This is a genomic window from Marinobacter sp. W-8 (assembly GCF_044342215.1).
In the GTDB taxonomy this organism is placed as follows: Bacteria; Pseudomonadota; Gammaproteobacteria; order Pseudomonadales; family Oleiphilaceae; genus Marinobacter; species Marinobacter nauticus.
Genome location: NZ_CP172297.1, coordinates 3224633 through 3240626 on the forward strand (window position 1 = coordinate 3224633; position 15994 = coordinate 3240626).

Annotated in this window: 14 protein-coding genes; 7 read left to right on the top strand and 7 right to left on the bottom strand. The window is 59.5% G+C overall.

Going from position 1 to position 15994, the window contains the following annotated elements; genetic code table 11:
• Window positions 1–31: 31 nt before the first annotated feature.
• Genes glcF through ACF8YQ_RS15090 form a run of 4 tightly spaced genes read right to left on the bottom strand, consistent with a single transcriptional unit; the run spans window position 32 to window position 4216 of the window.
• Window positions 32–1240 carry a glycolate oxidase subunit GlcF gene (gene glcF / locus ACF8YQ_RS15075; RefSeq protein ID WP_396621871.1) on the bottom strand — a complete coding sequence of 403 codons (1209 nt, stop codon included), beginning with the start codon at window positions 1238–1240 and terminating at the stop codon, window positions 32–34.
• A gap of 2 nt (window positions 1241–1242) precedes the next feature.
• Window positions 1243–2310 carry a glycolate oxidase subunit GlcE gene (glcE, locus tag ACF8YQ_RS15080; protein ID WP_396621872.1) on the bottom strand — a complete coding sequence of 356 codons (1068 nt, stop codon included), beginning with the start codon at window positions 2308–2310 and terminating at the stop codon, window positions 1243–1245.
• The gene (locus tag ACF8YQ_RS15085) at window positions 2303–3775 is read right to left on the bottom strand and encodes an FAD-linked oxidase C-terminal domain-containing protein (protein WP_396621873.1); all 1473 of its coding nucleotides are present in this window, start codon (window positions 3773–3775) and stop codon (window positions 2303–2305) included. The genes glcE and ACF8YQ_RS15085 overlap by 8 nt, the downstream gene beginning before the upstream one ends.
• Before the next feature lie 15 nt (window positions 3776–3790).
• Window positions 3791–4216 (bottom strand): heme-binding protein, encoded by a 426-nt coding sequence (locus tag ACF8YQ_RS15090; RefSeq protein ID WP_113879254.1) that lies wholly within the window; start codon window positions 4214–4216, stop codon window positions 3791–3793.
• A gap of 221 nt (window positions 4217–4437) precedes the next feature.
• Between ACF8YQ_RS15090 and ACF8YQ_RS15095 the strand changes: the two genes are divergently transcribed.
• The 6 genes from ACF8YQ_RS15095 to ACF8YQ_RS15120 all read left to right on the top strand — a co-directional run bounded on the left by ACF8YQ_RS15095 (window position 4438) and on the right by ACF8YQ_RS15120 (window position 9690).
• Window positions 4438–5199 carry an FCD domain-containing protein gene (locus tag ACF8YQ_RS15095; RefSeq protein ID WP_113879253.1) on the top strand — a complete coding sequence of 254 codons (762 nt, stop codon included), beginning with the start codon at window positions 4438–4440 and terminating at the stop codon, window positions 5197–5199.
• Between the two features lie 153 nt (window positions 5200–5352).
• Complete coding sequence (locus ACF8YQ_RS15100) at window positions 5353–6123, top strand: ABC transporter ATP-binding protein (RefSeq protein WP_022990754.1); 771 nt, start codon at window positions 5353–5355, stop codon at window positions 6121–6123.
• Between the two features lie 106 nt (window positions 6124–6229).
• Window positions 6230–6982: a transporter substrate-binding domain-containing protein gene (locus ACF8YQ_RS15105; RefSeq protein ID WP_014422559.1), complete on the top strand. Its 753-nt coding sequence runs from the start codon at window positions 6230–6232 to the stop codon at window positions 6980–6982.
• A gap of 47 nt (window positions 6983–7029) precedes the next feature.
• Window positions 7030–7734 carry an ABC transporter permease gene (locus ACF8YQ_RS15110; RefSeq protein WP_014422560.1) on the top strand — a complete coding sequence of 235 codons (705 nt, stop codon included), beginning with the start codon at window positions 7030–7032 and terminating at the stop codon, window positions 7732–7734.
• Window positions 7735–7737: 3 nt separating this feature from the next.
• Window positions 7738–8460 carry an ABC transporter permease gene (locus ACF8YQ_RS15115; protein WP_014422561.1) on the top strand — a complete coding sequence of 241 codons (723 nt, stop codon included), beginning with the start codon at window positions 7738–7740 and terminating at the stop codon, window positions 8458–8460.
• A 171-nt stretch (window positions 8461–8631) separates the two neighbouring features.
• Window positions 8632–9690 (top strand): succinylglutamate desuccinylase, encoded by a 1059-nt coding sequence (locus ACF8YQ_RS15120; protein WP_396621874.1) that lies wholly within the window; start codon window positions 8632–8634, stop codon window positions 9688–9690.
• Window positions 9691–9714: 24 nt separating this feature from the next.
• On the opposite strand, the gene ACF8YQ_RS15125 is transcribed toward ACF8YQ_RS15120, so the two are convergent.
• Both ACF8YQ_RS15125 and ACF8YQ_RS15130 read right to left on the bottom strand, forming a co-directional pair.
• Window positions 9715–12741 (bottom strand): efflux RND transporter permease subunit, encoded by a 3027-nt coding sequence (locus ACF8YQ_RS15125; RefSeq protein ID WP_396621875.1) that lies wholly within the window; start codon window positions 12739–12741, stop codon window positions 9715–9717.
• Entirely contained in the window at window positions 12741–13832 is a 1092-nt protein-coding gene (locus ACF8YQ_RS15130) for an efflux RND transporter periplasmic adaptor subunit (RefSeq protein ID WP_396621876.1), read from the bottom strand. The genes ACF8YQ_RS15125 and ACF8YQ_RS15130 overlap by 1 nt, the downstream gene beginning before the upstream one ends.
• 163 nt (window positions 13833–13995) lie before the next feature.
• Here ACF8YQ_RS15130 and ACF8YQ_RS15135 point away from each other — a divergent pair, with 163 nt between their 5' ends.
• Window positions 13996–14640, top strand: coding sequence for a TetR/AcrR family transcriptional regulator (locus ACF8YQ_RS15135; RefSeq protein ID WP_014422565.1), 645 nt, complete (start codon window positions 13996–13998; stop codon window positions 14638–14640).
• Between the two features lie 11 nt (window positions 14641–14651).
• On the opposite strand, the gene astB is transcribed toward ACF8YQ_RS15135, so the two are convergent.
• On the bottom strand, window positions 14652–15992 hold the full coding sequence (gene astB, locus ACF8YQ_RS15140) for an N-succinylarginine dihydrolase (RefSeq protein WP_113879247.1): 1341 nt from the start codon (window positions 15990–15992) through the stop codon (window positions 14652–14654).
• Window positions 15993–15994: the final 2 nt, after the last annotated feature.

Here is a 15994-nt window from a genome sequence, read left to right on the forward strand (position 1 = left end):
ACCGAAAGCCAGCGCCACTTTCAGGAACGGGTCAGCGGTCCAGCAACTCGATCCAGTGGTTCACCGGTACGTCTGCTTTGCTCTCCAGGTGCAACTGGCAGCCAATGTTGGCCGTGACAATCCGTACCGGGTTATCCACCGTCAGCGCCTTGAGCTTGTTATCCAGCAGCTTCTGGCTCATCTCCGGCTGGGTAATGGAATAGGTACCCGCCGAGCCACAGCACAGGTGCTTGTCTTTGGTGGCCGCCAGGTCGATACCCGCCTTGGTGAGCACCCGCTCCACCACCCCATTCTGTTTCATGGCATGCTGCAGGGTACACGGACAGTGGAACGCCACCTTGCCCGCCTGGGCACTGGCCTTCAGGGGCTCCAGGTCTTCCTTCAACAGGAACGCCCCAAGATCAGTGCACAGCTCGCTGACCTTCCTTGCCTTATTGGCGTAGACCGGGTCATCTTTCAGCAGATGGCCGTAATCCTGAACCATGGCACCACAACCTGACGCAGTCATGATGATGGCCTCGGCTCCGGCTTCGATGGCGGGCCACCAGGCATCAATGTTGCGACGCATCTGTTCCAGACCACGCTCATGCTCCGACAGATGATAGTTCACCGCACCACAACATCCTGCCTCGGGGGCTTCCACCATGGTCACGCCGAGCTTGTCCAGCACCCTGGCCGCAGCCGCGTTGGTATTGGGCGCAGCCGACGGCTGAACACAGCCGGCCAGGGCCAGAACCACACGGCTGTGGCTCGACGAGGGCCAGGGGCTGGCGTGCCGGCGCGGTGGTACCTTGGTGCGCAGCTTCTCCGGCAGGACCGGACGGAAGGCCTGGCCCAGACGCAGCATCAACCCGAACAGCCGGCGGTCCGGCAGGAAGCGGGTCAGCGCCCAGCGCAACCATTTTTCCTGCGGCTTACGCGGCAGCTCTTTCTCCATCAAGCCACGGCTGATATCCACCAGGCGGCCATATTTCACACCGGAGGGACAGGTGGTTTCGCAGCTTCGACACGTCAGGCAGCGGTCCAGGTGTTCGCGGGTTTTCTCGGTCACTTCGCCGCCTTCCAGGAACATCTTCATCAGATAGATGCGGCCACGGGGCCCGTCCCGCTCGTCGTTCAGTTCCTGGTAGGTTGGGCAGGTCGCGGTGCAGAAACCGCAATGCACACAGGCCCTGAGTATCTGCTCCGCTTCCTGACCTTCGGGATCATTGGCAAATTGTTGAACCAGATTCGTTTGCATAATTACAACCAGCTATAGAGACGGCCAGGATTGAAAATGCCGTCGGGATCGAACGAGTGTTTCACGCGGCGCTGGATGGCTTTCAGCGCCTCGGGTTGGCTTTGCATCACTTCGGCAGTGCGATCACCACCCCGGAACAGACTAACCTGACCACCCGCAGCACGAGCCAGTGGCTCCAGATCGCTGAGTGAGGCCTGGCCGCGATACCATCGCTGGGAGCCAACCCAGTCGATCATCCAGGGGCCGTCCAGCTTCGGCGTTCTGGCGGTGGAATCCAGGGAGAACCGCCAGAGAGGTGCTTCCGGATCGTCAAAGAAGCCGTGCTGCATGTCCTGAACCTCTCGCCAGAACTGGTCACCCTCAGCCATAACCTCGCCACCCCACTTCTCAGCGGTCGCCTCAACCGCTGATTTTGCACCGGCCAGGCGCAGGTACACCTTGCCATCTACCCAGCAGGCACCGGTGATGGGTTTGGGCTCACCGGCACGGCGGTTCATGTATTCCACCACCTCGTCCATGGCCATCTCCCGCACCAGGGTAACGGTGGCCGCCGGCTTCGGCATGACTTTCAGACTGATTTCGGTGATCACCCCGAGCGTTCCCATGGCGCCGGCCTGCAAACGGGAAACGTCATATCCCGCCACGTTTTTCATCACCTGGCCACCAAAACGCAGGTGTTCGCCCTTGCCGTTCAGCAAGCGAATACCCAGCACCTGATCCCTCACCGAGCCCGTCCAGGGCCTGGCGGGGCCGGACAGGTTGCAGGCCAGGGTGCCACCGATGGTGGATGCGTCGCCAAAATGCGGCGGCTCAAAGTGCAGACACTGGCCCTGCTCCGCCAGCACCGCTTCAATCTCTTGCACGGTGGTACCGGCGCGTACCGTCAGCACCAGCTCTACCGGATGGTATTCCACCACGCCGGTGTGCTCGGCAAGGCTCAGAGTGCTGGCATCTGCATCGCTCTGGCGCCCCATAAAGGACTTGCTTCCGCCGCCGACAATGTTGAGTTTCTGCCCGTTCCTGCGGGCCTGGAGCACCTGCTCCTGTATCGTTTGGATCTGATCAGCCATGGGCAGTGTCCGCCTCTTCGTGCTTGTGTTGCTTGTGCTCGATGGAGCGGTATTCCTGACAGAATTTCAGGGTGGGCACCCCTTTGCCCGGGTTCAGAATTCCGGTGGGGTCGAAGGCCGCCTTCACATCGTGGAACTGCTGTAGCTCGTCGTCATTGAACTGCACCGCCATCTGGCGAATTTTCTCCACGCCCACGCCATGCTCACCGGTGATGCAGCCACCCACCTCAACACAGAGTTCCAGGATCTTGCTGCCGAACGCCTCGGTGCGCTCAAACTCTCCCGGCACGTTGGCATCAAACAGGATCAGCGGGTGCAGGTTGCCGTCGCCTGCATGAAACACGTTCGCCACCCGCAGGCCGAACTCTTCTGACATCTTTTCCATTTCCAGCAATACCTTGGCCAGATAACGACGCGGAATGGTGCCATCCATGCAGTAATAATCCGGCGAGATACGCCCCACCGCCGGGAAGGCCGACTTGCGCCCTTTCCACAGCAGCGCCCGCTCTTCCTCACTCTGTGAGGTGCGAATGGAGGTCGCGCCCAGCTTACGGAACAGCGCTTCGGCCTCTGCGATGTGTTCGTGCACTTCCTCTTCGGTGCCGTCCACTTCACACAGCAGCAGGGCCTTGGCATCCCGTGGATACCCGGCTCCGCAGAAGTCATCGGCCGCGACAATGGCATGACCATCCATCATTTCCAGGCCACCGGGGATGATGCCGTGGGAAATCACACCACCCACCGCGTCGCCCGCTTTCTCGATGCTGTCGAAGCCCGCCATGATCACCTGTGCCACTTCCGGCTTGGGCAGCAGTTTCACCTTCACCTCGGTGACCACGCCCAGCAGCCCTTCAGAGCCGGTGAGCAGTGCCAGCAGATCCATACCACAGCTGTCCAGACCATCGCTGCCGACCGTCACCCGGTCCCCCTCGGCGGTAATCATTTCCACACTGAGGATGTTGTGCACGGTCAGGCCGTATTTCAGGCAGTGCACGCCACCGGAGTTTTCGGCCACGTTGCCGCCAATGGTGCAGGCGATCTGAGAAGAAGGATCCGGACCGTAATAGAGGCCATACTGTGCGGCTTCTTCACTGATCGCCAGGTTACGGACACCCGGCTGCAGGCGTGCGGTGCGACCAATCGGATCAATGTTCAGAATCCGGTTGAACTTGGCCAGCGAGAGCACAACCCCTTCCTTATGCGGCATGGCACCGGCACACAAACCGGTACCGGCACCACGGGCCACCACCGGCACACCGTGTTCGTGGCATATACGCATGACCCGCTGCACCTGCTCCACGGTTTCCGGGAGCACCACCAGCATGGGCATTTCCCGGTACATGGCCAGGCCATCGCACTCATAGGGTTTCAGGGTTTCGTCATCGGTGATGACGAAGTCCGGGTCAATAAAGGCCCGGAACTGCTCCGCCAGCCGGGATTTGCTGACTTTTGCTTTGGTTGTCATAGCATTCTCAGTTTTCTATTTGTAGTTGCTTAAAAAATAGTCGATACCGCACTGAGCACAATCCATATCCTGCTGAGGCGTGCCAGAGCTCAGACCAATACCGCCGACAACCTCGCCATCCACTATCACCGGAAGGCCCCCTCCAACAGTACTAAGGCGTCCTCCCACCTCAGTATGAATTCCGAAAGCCAGATTGCCTGGCACATTGGCAGCATTGTATTCGTGTGTTGCTTTGCGTGCGGCAGCGGCTGTGAAAGCTTTGTCCTGCGCAACAACCACGCTGGATGTTTTTCCACCATCCATTCGCTCGAAGGCAATCAGATTTCCGGATTCGTCCACGACCGCGATGCACATGGGTACTCCGATCTCCCGAGCTTTGTCAGCAGCGCCTTTTACCAGAGTGCGGGCATCATCAAGGTCCAGTCGTTTGATCGTTATCATGTCTCAGCTCCGGTGCTTTTTGTTACAAAACAGATGGACATATCATAGTCACCCTACTCAGCTGAGCCGTCCATCATTTTGCCAACTGGTCTGACCAGTTTGTCACTTACTTCCACAGCCTCTGAGGTCTAACCTGCCGCTACAAATGAAATTTGTTGGTGACTGGTGCCCTGACATAGAATTGTTAACATTAACCGTAACTGGTCAGACCAGCTGAAAGCATGAGCATAGCCAGAGAGATTTCTTACAAGCTTGAGCACCTGATTCTCGATGGGGGCCTTGCACCCGGACAAAAGATGCCGTCCGAGCGCCAACTCGTTAAGCGGCTGGGTGTCTCACGGTCTGTCATCAGAGAAGCGCTGCATGAATTGCAAGCCCGTGGCGTGATTGAAACACGCCACGGCAAGGGGTCTTTTGTGGCCAGCATCGTCCCCGAATCGAACGTGCGGGGCGCCGACAATCCTCTGATGTACCTGTATCAAGGCCATTCCAGAACGCTTTACGACCTGCTGGAGGTAAGAGAACAGCTTGAGGGGCAAGCAGCTTTTCTAGCCGCACAGCGGGCCAACAACCTTGATCGCCACCGACTAACCAAGGCTTTCCGGGCGCTGGAAGACACCGACCCGTTGAGCAATGCAAGACCAGACCACGGATTCCACCTGGCCATTGTCGAAGCCTCTCACAACCCCATTCTTGTGCACATCCTGAACGGGCTCAAAAACATGATGCTGCTGACAGTTCAGGCCTCGGTCTCCAACCTGAACCCCCGGGAAGACATGCGCCGTAAAATTATGCGCCAGCACAGGCAGCTGTATGAAGCCATCATGGCCTCAAAGCCAGACCAGGCACGTAAAATCGCAATGGCGCACGTGTGCTTTGTGAGAAAAACCATGAAGGACATGGAGAAAGAAGGTGACGAGCTGCTTCGTATTCCCGCGCCGGACGATCTGCAGGAATTACTTAACGCCAGCTCAGACGACTGAGACGCCAAAATGTTTGCATTGATCAACAATTAGGCCAATATTACCTTCAATAACCCGCCTTGAAATTCACGAAAACCCAACAAAGCGGTATTGATTTCCACGGCAACAGTCCGTAAAACATGCGCCTTTGTATGACAGTCTCAGGAGCCAGCCATGGCGGAACCAGCGCCTCTTATTTGCAGGGACATCCACAAGACCTTTGACAAGCTGGAAGTTCTCAAGGGCATCTCTCTGGAAACCCGCAAGGGTGATGTGGTTTCCCTGATTGGCAGTTCTGGTTCCGGCAAGAGTACCTTTCTGCGCTGCATCAACCTGCTGGAAACCCCCACCTCCGGCGACATTATTGTGCACGGCGACCCAATCCGGTTCACCGAGAACCGCAAAGGTGAGCGGGTGCCCGCCGATAACCGCCAGGTGGAACTGATCCGGGCTCGCCTCTCCATGGTGTTCCAGGGCTTCAATCTCTGGTCCCATATGACGGTGCTGGAGAACATTATCGAAGCGCCGGTTCACGTTCTGAAGATTCCGAAAAAAGAAGCGATTGAGCGCGCAGAGGCCTACCTGAACAAGGTCGGCATCTACGAACGCAAGGACTACTACCCGGCACAGATGTCCGGCGGACAGCAGCAGCGGGCGGCCATTGCCCGGGCGCTGGCCATGGAACCCGAAGTGATGCTGTTTGATGAGCCAACCTCGGCCCTGGACCCGGAGCTGGTGGGCGAGGTCCTGAAAGTTATGCAGAGTCTGGCCGAGGAAGGCCGAACCATGATCGTGGTCACCCACGAGATGGCGTTTGCAAGGGATGTGTCGAGCCAGGTCCTGTTTTTGCATCAGGGCGTGATTGAGGAGCAGGGAACCCCGGACAAGGTTTTTGACAACCCGGATTCCGAGCGTATGAAGCAATTTCTTGCTCCCAAGTTCTGAACACCAGTGCTATCTTGAATCGGTGTTGGACGAGGAGTTGAAGAAAAGCTCCCGAAACTTCCATAAAAAATAAAGCCTTTGTGGCAAATTACTGGAGAAGTGACACATGAAAAAACTGATTGTTGCAGCAAGTTGCGCCCTGGCCCTGGTTGCCGGTACGGCCCAGGCTCAGGAAAGAAACCTGCGCATTGCTTTTGATGTGCCCTACGAGCCATTCGAGTACAAAGACGAAAACGGTGAGCTGACCGGTTTTGAAGTAGAGCTGGCGGACGCCATGTGTGAAGAGATGAACGCCAACTGCGAATTCGTCATTCAGGCATGGGACGGTATGATTCCGGGCCTGCTGGCTCGTAAGTTTGATCTGATCATGTCTTCCATGTCGATCACACCGGAGCGTGCCGAGCGCGTGCTCTTCTCCGAGCCGTACTACAACACCCCGGGCGGCTGGTTCGGCCCCAACGATTTCAGCACCGACGTAACCGACATGGATGCCATGAAAGGCAAGACTGTCGGCGTGCAGCGCGGTACTACCATGGACACCTACGTGACAGAGAACATGGGTGGCATTGTTGAAATCAAGCGCTACACCACCGCTGACGACATGGTACTGGACCTCGAAGGCCAGCGTCTGGATGTGGTCTTTGTTGACTATCCGGTAGGTGAGCAGACCGTTCTGACCAAAGACGGCTTCAAGGAAGTGGGCGAGCCTGTGAAACTGGGTGAAGGTGTGGGCGTTGCCATGCGCAAGCGTGATGCCGACCTGGCCGATGAAGTAAACGCCGCCCTGCGCACGTTGAAGGAAGATGGCACCTACGACACCATCATGAAGAAGTACTTTAACTACGATATCAAGATGTAATGACCACGGGGGCGGCGCCACGTCGCCCCCGCTGACCGGATACTCCCATGTTTGATCTGAAAGGCTATGGCCCGGCCCTCGCAGAAGGAGCGGTCATCACCATTGAGTTGGCCTTCCTGTCTCTGGCCCTGGCCCTGGCGCTTGGCCTGGTTGGTGCCAGCGCAAAACTCTCCGGCAGCCGTGTTGCCGCCGGCATCGCAACCGCCTATACCACGCTGATTCGCGGGGTTCCGGATCTGGTGATGATGCTGTTGTTCTATTATGGCGGCCAGGTAGCGGTGAACATGCTTTCGGATTATCTGTGGGAAACCCGCGGTATCGACTTTTTCTTCCAGTTTGATCCTTTCATTTCCGGCGTGGTAACCATCGGCCTGATTTTCGGTGCCTACATGACCGAGACCTTCCGCGGTGCCTTTCTGGCGGTGGATGTCGGTCAGATTGAAGCAGCCAAGGCTTATGGCTTTTCCCGCTGGCATACCTTCCGGCGGGTGATGATCCCGCAGATGTTGCGCCATGCCCTGCCGGGCATCGGCAATAACTGGCAGGTGTTGCTCAAGACCACAGCGCTGGTGTCCATCATCGGCCTGACCGATATGGTTCGGGTGGCGGAGGAAGCCGCCAAGGCGGAGCGCATGCCTTTCCACTTCTTCGTACCGGTGGCTGCCGTGTATCTGGCGCTGACGGCGGGGTCGGAGCTGTTTATCAAGTGGCTTGATCGTCGAGCCAATGTCGGCGTGGTTCAGGGGAATTAAACGATGCCTGATTTCATTGCCGAGTGGTTGAACAAGAACGAAATTTTCACGGCCATGACGCTGATGGAGTACTGGGACGGTCTGGTGACGACCGTACACCTGGTGTTTCTGTCGCTGGTCATCGGCCTGGTGGTGGCGGTGCCGCTGGCGATTCTGCGTACGGTCCGGAATCCGCTGGTGTCCGGGCCAATCTGGATCTACACCTATTTGTTCCGGGGCACGCCGCTGCTGATCCAGCTGTACATTATCTATTATGGAGTAGCGCAGATTCCGGGGATTCAGGAGACGTTCTGGTGGGAGATCTTCCGGGAACCTCTGTATCCTGCCCTGCTGGCCTTCACGCTGAATACCGCGGCCTATACCACGGAGATTATCCGGGGGGCGATTATGTCGACGCCCCATGGTGAAATCGAGGCGGCGAAAGCCTATGGCATGAACTGGTTTCTGCGGATGCGCCGGATCATTCTGCCAAGCGCGGCGCGTCGGGCGGTTCAGGCCTATTCCAATGAGGTGATTTTCATGCTGCACGCCAGTGCGATTGCCAGTGTGGTCACCATTGTTGATCTGACGGGGGCAGCGCGGAACATCTATTCGCGGTTTTATGCGCCGTTCGATGCGTTTATTTTCGTGGCGCTTTGTTATATGGCGCTGACGTTTATTCTGGTGTTTGCTTTCCGCAAGCTGGAAAACCATCTTTTGCGGCATCAGCGGCCGGTTAATTCCTGAGCAGCGCCCTACAACCCATCATCCAATCCTGGTGCACGGCCAGCCGGCGGGAACGTCTTCCGGGAACCGCTACGAGCACATCCATGTGCGCTTCTCGAAGGCCATCCTTGGCCTTCGACATTCCCGGAAGACGTTCCCGCCGGCTGACCCCGAACCTTTTGCGGGGTATCGATGAACGCTTCGAATCGTCTTTTTGATTTCCATCCGGACTGGCTTAGCCATACCCTCGCCAACGCTTCCGCTGATCTGCCCGAAACCAAAACTACCCTGCCCGATGGCACCCAGATTTCCCGCAAGGCCAACGGGGTTCTGTGGCTGACGCCACCGGCTGACAGGGCTAACCCGAATCAGGAAGCCCTGATCATTTCCGCCGGTGTGCATGGCAATGAGACGGCGCCGATTGAAGTGCTCAACATGCTGGTGTCGGAGTTGTTTTCCGGAGAGTGGTCGCTGGCGTGCCCGCTGCTGCTGATCCTGGGCAACCCTCCGGCAATGGTGGCGGGTGAGCGGTTTCTGGATGTGAACATGAACCGTTTGTTCAATGGCGCCCATGGCAAACCGGAATATTCCGGGCTTGCGGAGGGCCGGCGGGCTCGGTTTCTGGAGGAGATGTGTCGGCAGTTTGCGATGGCGCATCAGGGCCTGGCGTTAAGCCATTATGATCTGCATACCGCTATTCGCCCGTCGAAACGGGAGCGCTTTGCGTTGTACCCGTTTGTGGAAGGGCGGTCGGTTCCGGCCGGCCAGTGTGCGTTCCTGCTGGAGGCAGAGGTGGAAACCTTGTTGCTGCAGCATAAGGAGTCGACAGTGTTTTCATCGTTCACTGCCAGCACTCTGAAGGCGGAGAGTTTTACCATTGAACTGGGCAAGGTGGAGCCGTTTGGCCGGAATGATCTGCGACGGTTCCTAGGCATTGAGCGAGCCTTGCGCCGGCGTTTCCGGGGCGAGGCAGCGCCCGCAGTGCAGCCACCATTTGATCATCTGACGGTGTTTGAGGTGGTGCATGAGGTGCTCAATACCGGGCCGGCTTTCCGGTTTCATGTGCCGGACAATGTGGCGAACTTTACCGAGTATCAGCCCGGCACGGTGATCTGGGAGGATGATCAGGATTGCTATCGAGTCGGCACTGCACCGGAGGCGGTGGTGTTTCCGAACCCGGCAGTGCCTGTGGGCCAGCGCGTCGGGTTGATGATTCGAGCCAGGGAGGTGTACAGGGCCAGCTCTTTGTGAGCGACCCTGAACATGGCACCGGGATCAGGCCGGCGCGTTTTCGGGTTCGCCCACCGGCAGCTTGATCAGTTTGGTGCAGACTGACGGTATCACCAGCAGGGTCAGGACCGTCGAAGCCAGCAGACCACTGATGATGGCCCAGGCCATGGGTGGCCACAGGGTGGAACTTGAGAACGCCAGCGGCAGCAGGCCGGCCACGGTGGTTGCGGTGGTCAGCAGGATGGGCCGGGTACGGCGTTCCACAGCGGTGCGCACCGCATCGGCAATGGCTCGGCCCCGTTCCAGCTCCCGATCCATTACGTCCAGCAGGACGATGGCGTTGTTCACCACGATACCAACCAGAGCAATCACCCCCAGCAGCGACTGAAAACCGAAGGGCGAGCCGGACAGAACCAGCCCCGGAAAGATGCCCACGGTTGCCAGCGGTACGGTCAGCAGGATAATGCCCACCCGCCGGAAGGAGTTGAACTGCAACAGCAGGAAGAACAGCAACAGCAGCATGCCGATCGGTGCCGCGGTAAGCAGTGCGGAGTTGGCACGGTCAGAACCTTCGGCATCTCCTCCCATGTCCAGTCGCGTGCCCGCCGGCAACGGGTTCTGTTCCAGGCCCGCATACAGGCCGTCCAGCGCCTGGCTGAAGCTGTAGTCTTCCTCCAGATTGGCACTGACCGTATTCACCCGTACCCCGTTGCGCAGGTAAACCGCCGCCGGTTCCCAGGTGGTTTCCACCGTGGCCACGGCGGATAGCGGAATGGCATCGCCCTGGTCGTTGTAGGTATTCACAGATAGCAGGCGCGACAGTGACAACGACGTGCCTTCGCGGGAGCGCAACACGATGGGTATCGGGTCGTCCTCCTGTCGATAACGCTCAGCCACGGCGCCGTAGCTCTGGCCATACAGGCTCTGGGCAACATCGGCTCGGGTGAGGCCATAGCGGGCGGCGGTGGCGTCGTCCACATTGATGGCGATGCTGGGCACACCAATGTCGAGATCATGGCGAACATCCACCGTGCCCTCAACACCCCTGAGAATGGAATAGACCTGCTCGGTGGCTCGGGCGCGGGCGTTGTCGTCCGGATGGAAGATACGGACTTCTACCGGCGCAGGCCGCGGTGGTCCCTGCCCCAGAATCCCGGCGGTGATATCCAGCTCTGGCAGCGACCGGGCGGCCTCGTGGCGGATCCATTTCACCAGGTCGGTGGTATCGGCCAGCGTCGGCGTGCGAACCACCAGCCTTGCCCGGTTAGGCGCCTGTGGCGAGCGCTGCAGGTTGTAATAGAACGAGGGCCCGGTAAAGCCGACAAAGCGGTGCACCTCCAGTGCCTCTGGCCGCGTCCGGATAGCCTGCTCCAGAACCGCGGCGACTTCAGCGGTTCGGGCCTGATCGGTGCCTTCGGGCATGTACATCTCGACGATGACACGAGGGCGGTCTGCGTTAGGGAAAAACTGCTGGGCCATGAACGGGGTCATGCCCAGGCTGATCACCACCAGCAGGGCGCCGGCGGTGATCAACCGGCCCGGGTGCCGATACACCAGGCCACCGAGGTAGCTGGCCAGGCCGATAAGCCGGTCTTTGTGAAGGTTTTTCCGGGGCTTCAGAAAACGCGCCGCCAGCAGGGGCACCGCAGAAATCGCCAGCAGGTAGCTGACCGAAAGGGTGAGCATGATCATCACCGGTACGCCCCGGGTGAAATCCGCGGCGCCACCCTTGGCCATCAACAGCGGTGCAAAAGCGGCCAGTGTTGTACCGGTAGACGCACCCAACGGCCCGGCCAGTTCACCGACCGCTTTGCGCAGGGCATCCAGCCGGCGCATGCCTTCATCCAGATGGCCCTGTATGTTTTCCACAATAACAATAGCGTTGTCGATCAGGATACCCAGGGAAATGACCATCCCGATGACGGCAATCTGATGCAACACCCCGCCCCCTAGGTCGTAGAGCCCCACGCTGATCAGGGCCACCATGGGCAGGATGGACGCCACCAGCAGGCCCATGCGGATGCCCATGCCGGTAAATACCACCGCCACGATGATCAGTACCGACAGCACCAGGCTCCAGGCCAGGTCATCCAGCCGGTCAGACACCTTGTCGGGCTGAAAAAACATCTCGCGGAGCTGGTAGGGCTCGAAGTCTGGACGCACCTGGTCCAGCCGTTCCCGGATCCGCTCGCCAAAGCGGATGGCGTCGGTGGAACCTTCTTCCATGATGATTGACAGCAACACCACCCGCTCGCCGTCGAACCAGGTCTCTGGCTGCCGGGGCTCGGCCGGCCCACGCCATACCTCTGCGGCCGCGGCCAGGGGCACCTGGGAGCCGTCTGGCAGCTCGATGGGTGTGGCGCGAATCGCGTCTATATCCGTGAACTCAGTGTTCGGCAACACTGACAGGCGTTTGCCTTCCACCACCACGAAGCCACCGGGGATGGTCTGGTTGCGCCGGGCCAGGGTGTCGAGTATCCGCTTGGGCGGAACTCCCAGGCGATACAGCGCGGCGTCGTCAAGTGCCAGGGTAATCTGTTCGTCGGCATCCCCTTCAAGTTCAATGCGGGAGATGCCAGGGATATCCAGCAGGTTCTGTTTCAGGCGTTCGGCCACCTCCGAAAGCTCAGTCACTGAGGGTGAACCGCCCACGGCCAGCACCACGGCCGGGATGTCGATCAAACGGTCATCCAGCTCCATCAGGCCCACATCATCGGGGAAATCCTGGCGCGCCCGCTCCATGGCCTGACGAACCCGATCCCACGCCGAATCGGTGTCATAGATGCGGTCCCGGAGTTTCAGCCGGGCCAGTGCCACGCCGGTTCTGGCGGTGCCCTGGCTCCAGTCCAGCTCTTCGACCTGGCGCAACTCATCGGTCAGCGGCTGAAGCACCAGGCGCTCAACCGCCTCGGCACTGGCACCGGGATAACTCACCGTGATCATACCGGCCCGGTATGGGAAACTCGGATCTTCCTGACGGGGCATGGTGCTGTAGGCGGCAATACCGAGCAGACAGAGCATGGTCACCACCATGCCCAGCAAGCGTTGATAATTAAGCAGTCGGCGGGTCATCAGCGCACCTCCACGGTGTCACCATCCACCAGCCGGGTCATACCGGCATACACCACCTGATCTCCCGGGCTCAATGCGCCGGGGTGCACCATGACACGCTCACCGATCACCCGGTCAACCTCTACTGGAACCCGCTGAGCCACTTGGTCTTGCACCCGGAACACACTGGTGCCGGTACTGTCGCGAACGACCGCCAGCAGGGGCACGGTAATGGCAGATTCCCGCACCGGGGCAATGCCCACTTCCACCGGCTCACCAGAGGACAGGGAATTGGGCGGCAGGCTGACCAATACTGGATGCAGTTCCCCACGGATGGAACTGCCCTGGGCAATCTCCACCACAGTGCCGGTGGCAGGTTCACGGTTGCGGTCCTGCACCAGCCAAACCGGTAACTCCTGACCAATCCGGACATGGCCGAGCAAGTGCGCGGGCACCCGCACTTCCACTTCCCGCCCCAGCGGCGAGGACAAGCGCATGACCGGCTGCCCGGCTCCCACGAACTCATCCCGCTCCACCAGCAATGCTTCCACCTGCCCGGCAAAGGGCGCCCTCAAAACGCTTTCCTCAAGCAGCCTTGTGGCTTCGGCCAGTGAGGCTTCGGCCGTCGCCATGCTTGCCCTGAGAGAGTCCCGGCGGGCGGCAATCTGTTCCAGCGTCTGCTCCGAGACCACGCCTCGCTGATGTAACCGGCTGGAGCGTTCCCACTCCCGCTGAGCCTGTTCAAACTGGGTTCTCAGTTCCTCCAGGCGGGCAGCCGCGGAATCCCGCGCCGGTTCCAGCGCCGGATTGTACAGACGCGCCAGCACATCACCGGGCTTTACCGTCTGCCCCAGCTCAACCGGGCGTTCCTTCAGCGTCCCGCTGACCTGAAATGTCAGGGTTGCCCGCTGGGCCGCACGGACAATGCCAGAAAACCGCAGAGGGATTTCTTCCATCTGGCCCCCGGTGACAGCGGATACCCGCACGGCGACCGGCGTATTTTCAGCGTTTTCGCCGGATTCGGTGCCGCCACCGCGGCAGCCGGAGACAGACAGCACGGCCAGCAGCGCACTGGCCAGAACAAACGGAGAGTGACGTAGTGTGAGAGACATAGTGTTCCAGCCCCTTTCCCTGAACAGGTTGATTGTGACCTCCGGTCCATCGGAGGTTGCCCATTGTTTCCGACATCATGTCACTCTTTGACAAATTGTCAATAATCGGCTTTCATCAGTTATCAGTTATCATGCAGCCAAAGCCGGAAAGCTCGGGATCACAATGAATGAACCGCTGAAGTCACGACGGGAACGGGAAAAACAGGCCAGGTACGACGCCATTCTGGACGCCGCCGAACTGGTATTCTCAGAAAAGGGCTACGACCGCACCTCCATGGACGACATTGCGCGCACAGCCAGTCTGAGCCGGGCTCTGCTCTATGTCTATTTCAAGGATAAGGCCGCCATCCAGCGAGGCATCATGCTGCGGGCCGGGCAGGATCTGGTGACCCGGTTTGAGCGGGCGATGCAGGCAACCGATACCGGGCTCGGGAAGATTCGCGCCATGGGAGAAGCTTATTACCGTTTCTTTGTGGAAGCTCCGGACTACTTCACCGCTCTGACCAAGGCTTCCACCGCTATCGCCGATGCGGAAGAAGACCAGGCCAGGGAGATGCTGTGTTCAAAGAACGAACTGATGGTGCTGATGGAAGCGGCGATTCATCTTGGCCTGGAAGACGGCACCATCAGCCGCGACCGTATCCAGTCGCCAGCGCAAACCGCGCTTTACCTGCGCGGCGCCCTGCATGGCGTGATCATGCTGTGCCAGGCGGAATCCACCGAGGCCGGGGAGTTTCCTTCCGAAGCACTCATTCGTCACACCATGGATATGCTCACCCGGTCTATCTCCAGCGAGCCGGTACGCTGAGCTGACCAGCCTTACAACTGAAAATCGTAGATGCTGCCGAGGCCAAGAATACCGGTCAGTTCATCCAGCGCCTTGCGCACTTCCTCCAGTAACATCGGGTCGGCCAGGTCCTGCTGGCTGAGCTGGTCGCGGTAGTGGGCTTCAACCCAGGAGGTCAGTCGTTCATACAGCGCATCGGTCAGGATCACACCCCGGTTGATGGCGTGCAGCTCGTCGTCGTTAAGCACCACCCGCAAGCGCAGACACGCAGGCCCACCACCATTGCGCATGGACTGTTTGACATCAAACACTTCCACCGCGGTGATCGGCGTGTCGGCTTTCACCAGTTCATCCAGATAGCGGCTGACCGAGGCCACTTCCCGGCACTCACCCGGTACCGCCAGCAGCATGCCGTCTGCGGTATTCAGAAGCTGGCTGTTGAACAGATAGGAAGCCACCGCATCTTCGATGGGCACCTGCGCTGATGAAACACGCACGGCTTCCAGCTCGGCACCGGTCAGGCGTTCCTGGATGTCTGCCAGTACCCGGGCTTCATCAAGAAAAGCCTGCTCGTGATAGAACAGGCAATTGCCATTACCGACGGCGATCACATCGTTGTGAAACACACCGGCATCGATAGCCGCCGGATTCTGCTGGGCAAACACGGCATGGCGATCGGTCAGGCCATGCAGGCGGGCAATGGCCCGTGACGCTTCGAGGGTCTGGCGCGCCGGGTACTTGCCTGGCGCCGGCGCGGATTCATTGAACGCGACCTGGCCATACACAAACAGCTCAACGCCCGGCTCCCCGTAGCGACTGCACAGGCGGGTGTGGTTGGCCGCGCCCTCATCACCAAAATGGCTGACTGACGGCAGCGCCGGATGGTGGGCAAAGTAGCTTTCGTCACCAAAGATCGCTTTCAGCGAACGACCTGTGACCTGGTGCTCAATGGAGCGGTGGAACTTGGCACTGAGATTGGCCGGGGTGAAGTGCACCCGGTGATCCGCAGTATCGGCACTCGGGGAGACGGTAGCCGCGTTCGCTGTCCACATACAGGACGCCGACGACACCGCCGCCAGAATGGCGGGATCTGCTTTGGCTACGGCTTCCAGAATCTGGCGCTCATTGCCTTCAAAGCCCAGCGCACGGAGTGTGGGAATGTGCGGGCGCTCGTGGGGCGGCAGAATGCCCTGTACATAGCCCCGGTCCGCCAGCCGCTTCATTTTCGCCAATCCCTGGAGTGCCGCCTCCCTGGGGTTGGCCACCGCATTGACGTTGGATTTTGAGGCCACATTGCCCCAGGACAGCCCGGCGTAGTTATGGGTCGGACCCACCAGGCCGTCAAAGTTTGCTTCTACCGCATGCTTAACCATGG

Excerpts from the sequence above, each read along its gene's own strand:
- glcF (WP_396621871.1), bottom strand. The coding sequence starts at position 1,240 with ATGCAAACGAATCTGGTTCAACAATTTGCCAATGATCCCGAAGGTCAG.
- glcE (WP_396621872.1), bottom strand. The coding sequence starts at position 2,310 with ATGGCTGATCAGATCCAAACGATACAGGAGCAGGTGCTCCAGGCCCGC.
- ACF8YQ_RS15085 (WP_396621873.1), bottom strand. The coding sequence starts at position 3,775 with ATGACAACCAAAGCAAAAGTCAGCAAATCCCGGCTGGCGGAGCAGTTC.
- ACF8YQ_RS15090 (WP_113879254.1), bottom strand. The coding sequence starts at position 4,216 with ATGATAACGATCAAACGACTGGACCTTGATGATGCCCGCACTCTGGTA.
- ACF8YQ_RS15095 (WP_113879253.1), top strand. The coding sequence starts at position 4,438 with ATGAGCATAGCCAGAGAGATTTCTTACAAGCTTGAGCACCTGATTCTC.
- ACF8YQ_RS15100 (WP_022990754.1), top strand. The coding sequence starts at position 5,353 with ATGGCGGAACCAGCGCCTCTTATTTGCAGGGACATCCACAAGACCTTT.
- ACF8YQ_RS15105 (WP_014422559.1), top strand. The coding sequence starts at position 6,230 with ATGAAAAAACTGATTGTTGCAGCAAGTTGCGCCCTGGCCCTGGTTGCC.
- ACF8YQ_RS15110 (WP_014422560.1), top strand. The coding sequence starts at position 7,030 with ATGTTTGATCTGAAAGGCTATGGCCCGGCCCTCGCAGAAGGAGCGGTC.
- ACF8YQ_RS15115 (WP_014422561.1), top strand. The coding sequence starts at position 7,738 with ATGCCTGATTTCATTGCCGAGTGGTTGAACAAGAACGAAATTTTCACG.
- ACF8YQ_RS15120 (WP_396621874.1), top strand. The coding sequence starts at position 8,632 with ATGAACGCTTCGAATCGTCTTTTTGATTTCCATCCGGACTGGCTTAGC.
- ACF8YQ_RS15125 (WP_396621875.1), bottom strand. The coding sequence starts at position 12,741 with ATGACCCGCCGACTGCTTAATTATCAACGCTTGCTGGGCATGGTGGTG.
- ACF8YQ_RS15130 (WP_396621876.1), bottom strand. The coding sequence starts at position 13,832 with ATGTCTCTCACACTACGTCACTCTCCGTTTGTTCTGGCCAGTGCGCTG.
- ACF8YQ_RS15135 (WP_014422565.1), top strand. The coding sequence starts at position 13,996 with ATGAATGAACCGCTGAAGTCACGACGGGAACGGGAAAAACAGGCCAGG.
- astB (WP_113879247.1), bottom strand. The coding sequence starts at position 15,992 with ATGGTTAAGCATGCGGTAGAAGCAAACTTTGACGGCCTGGTGGGTCCG.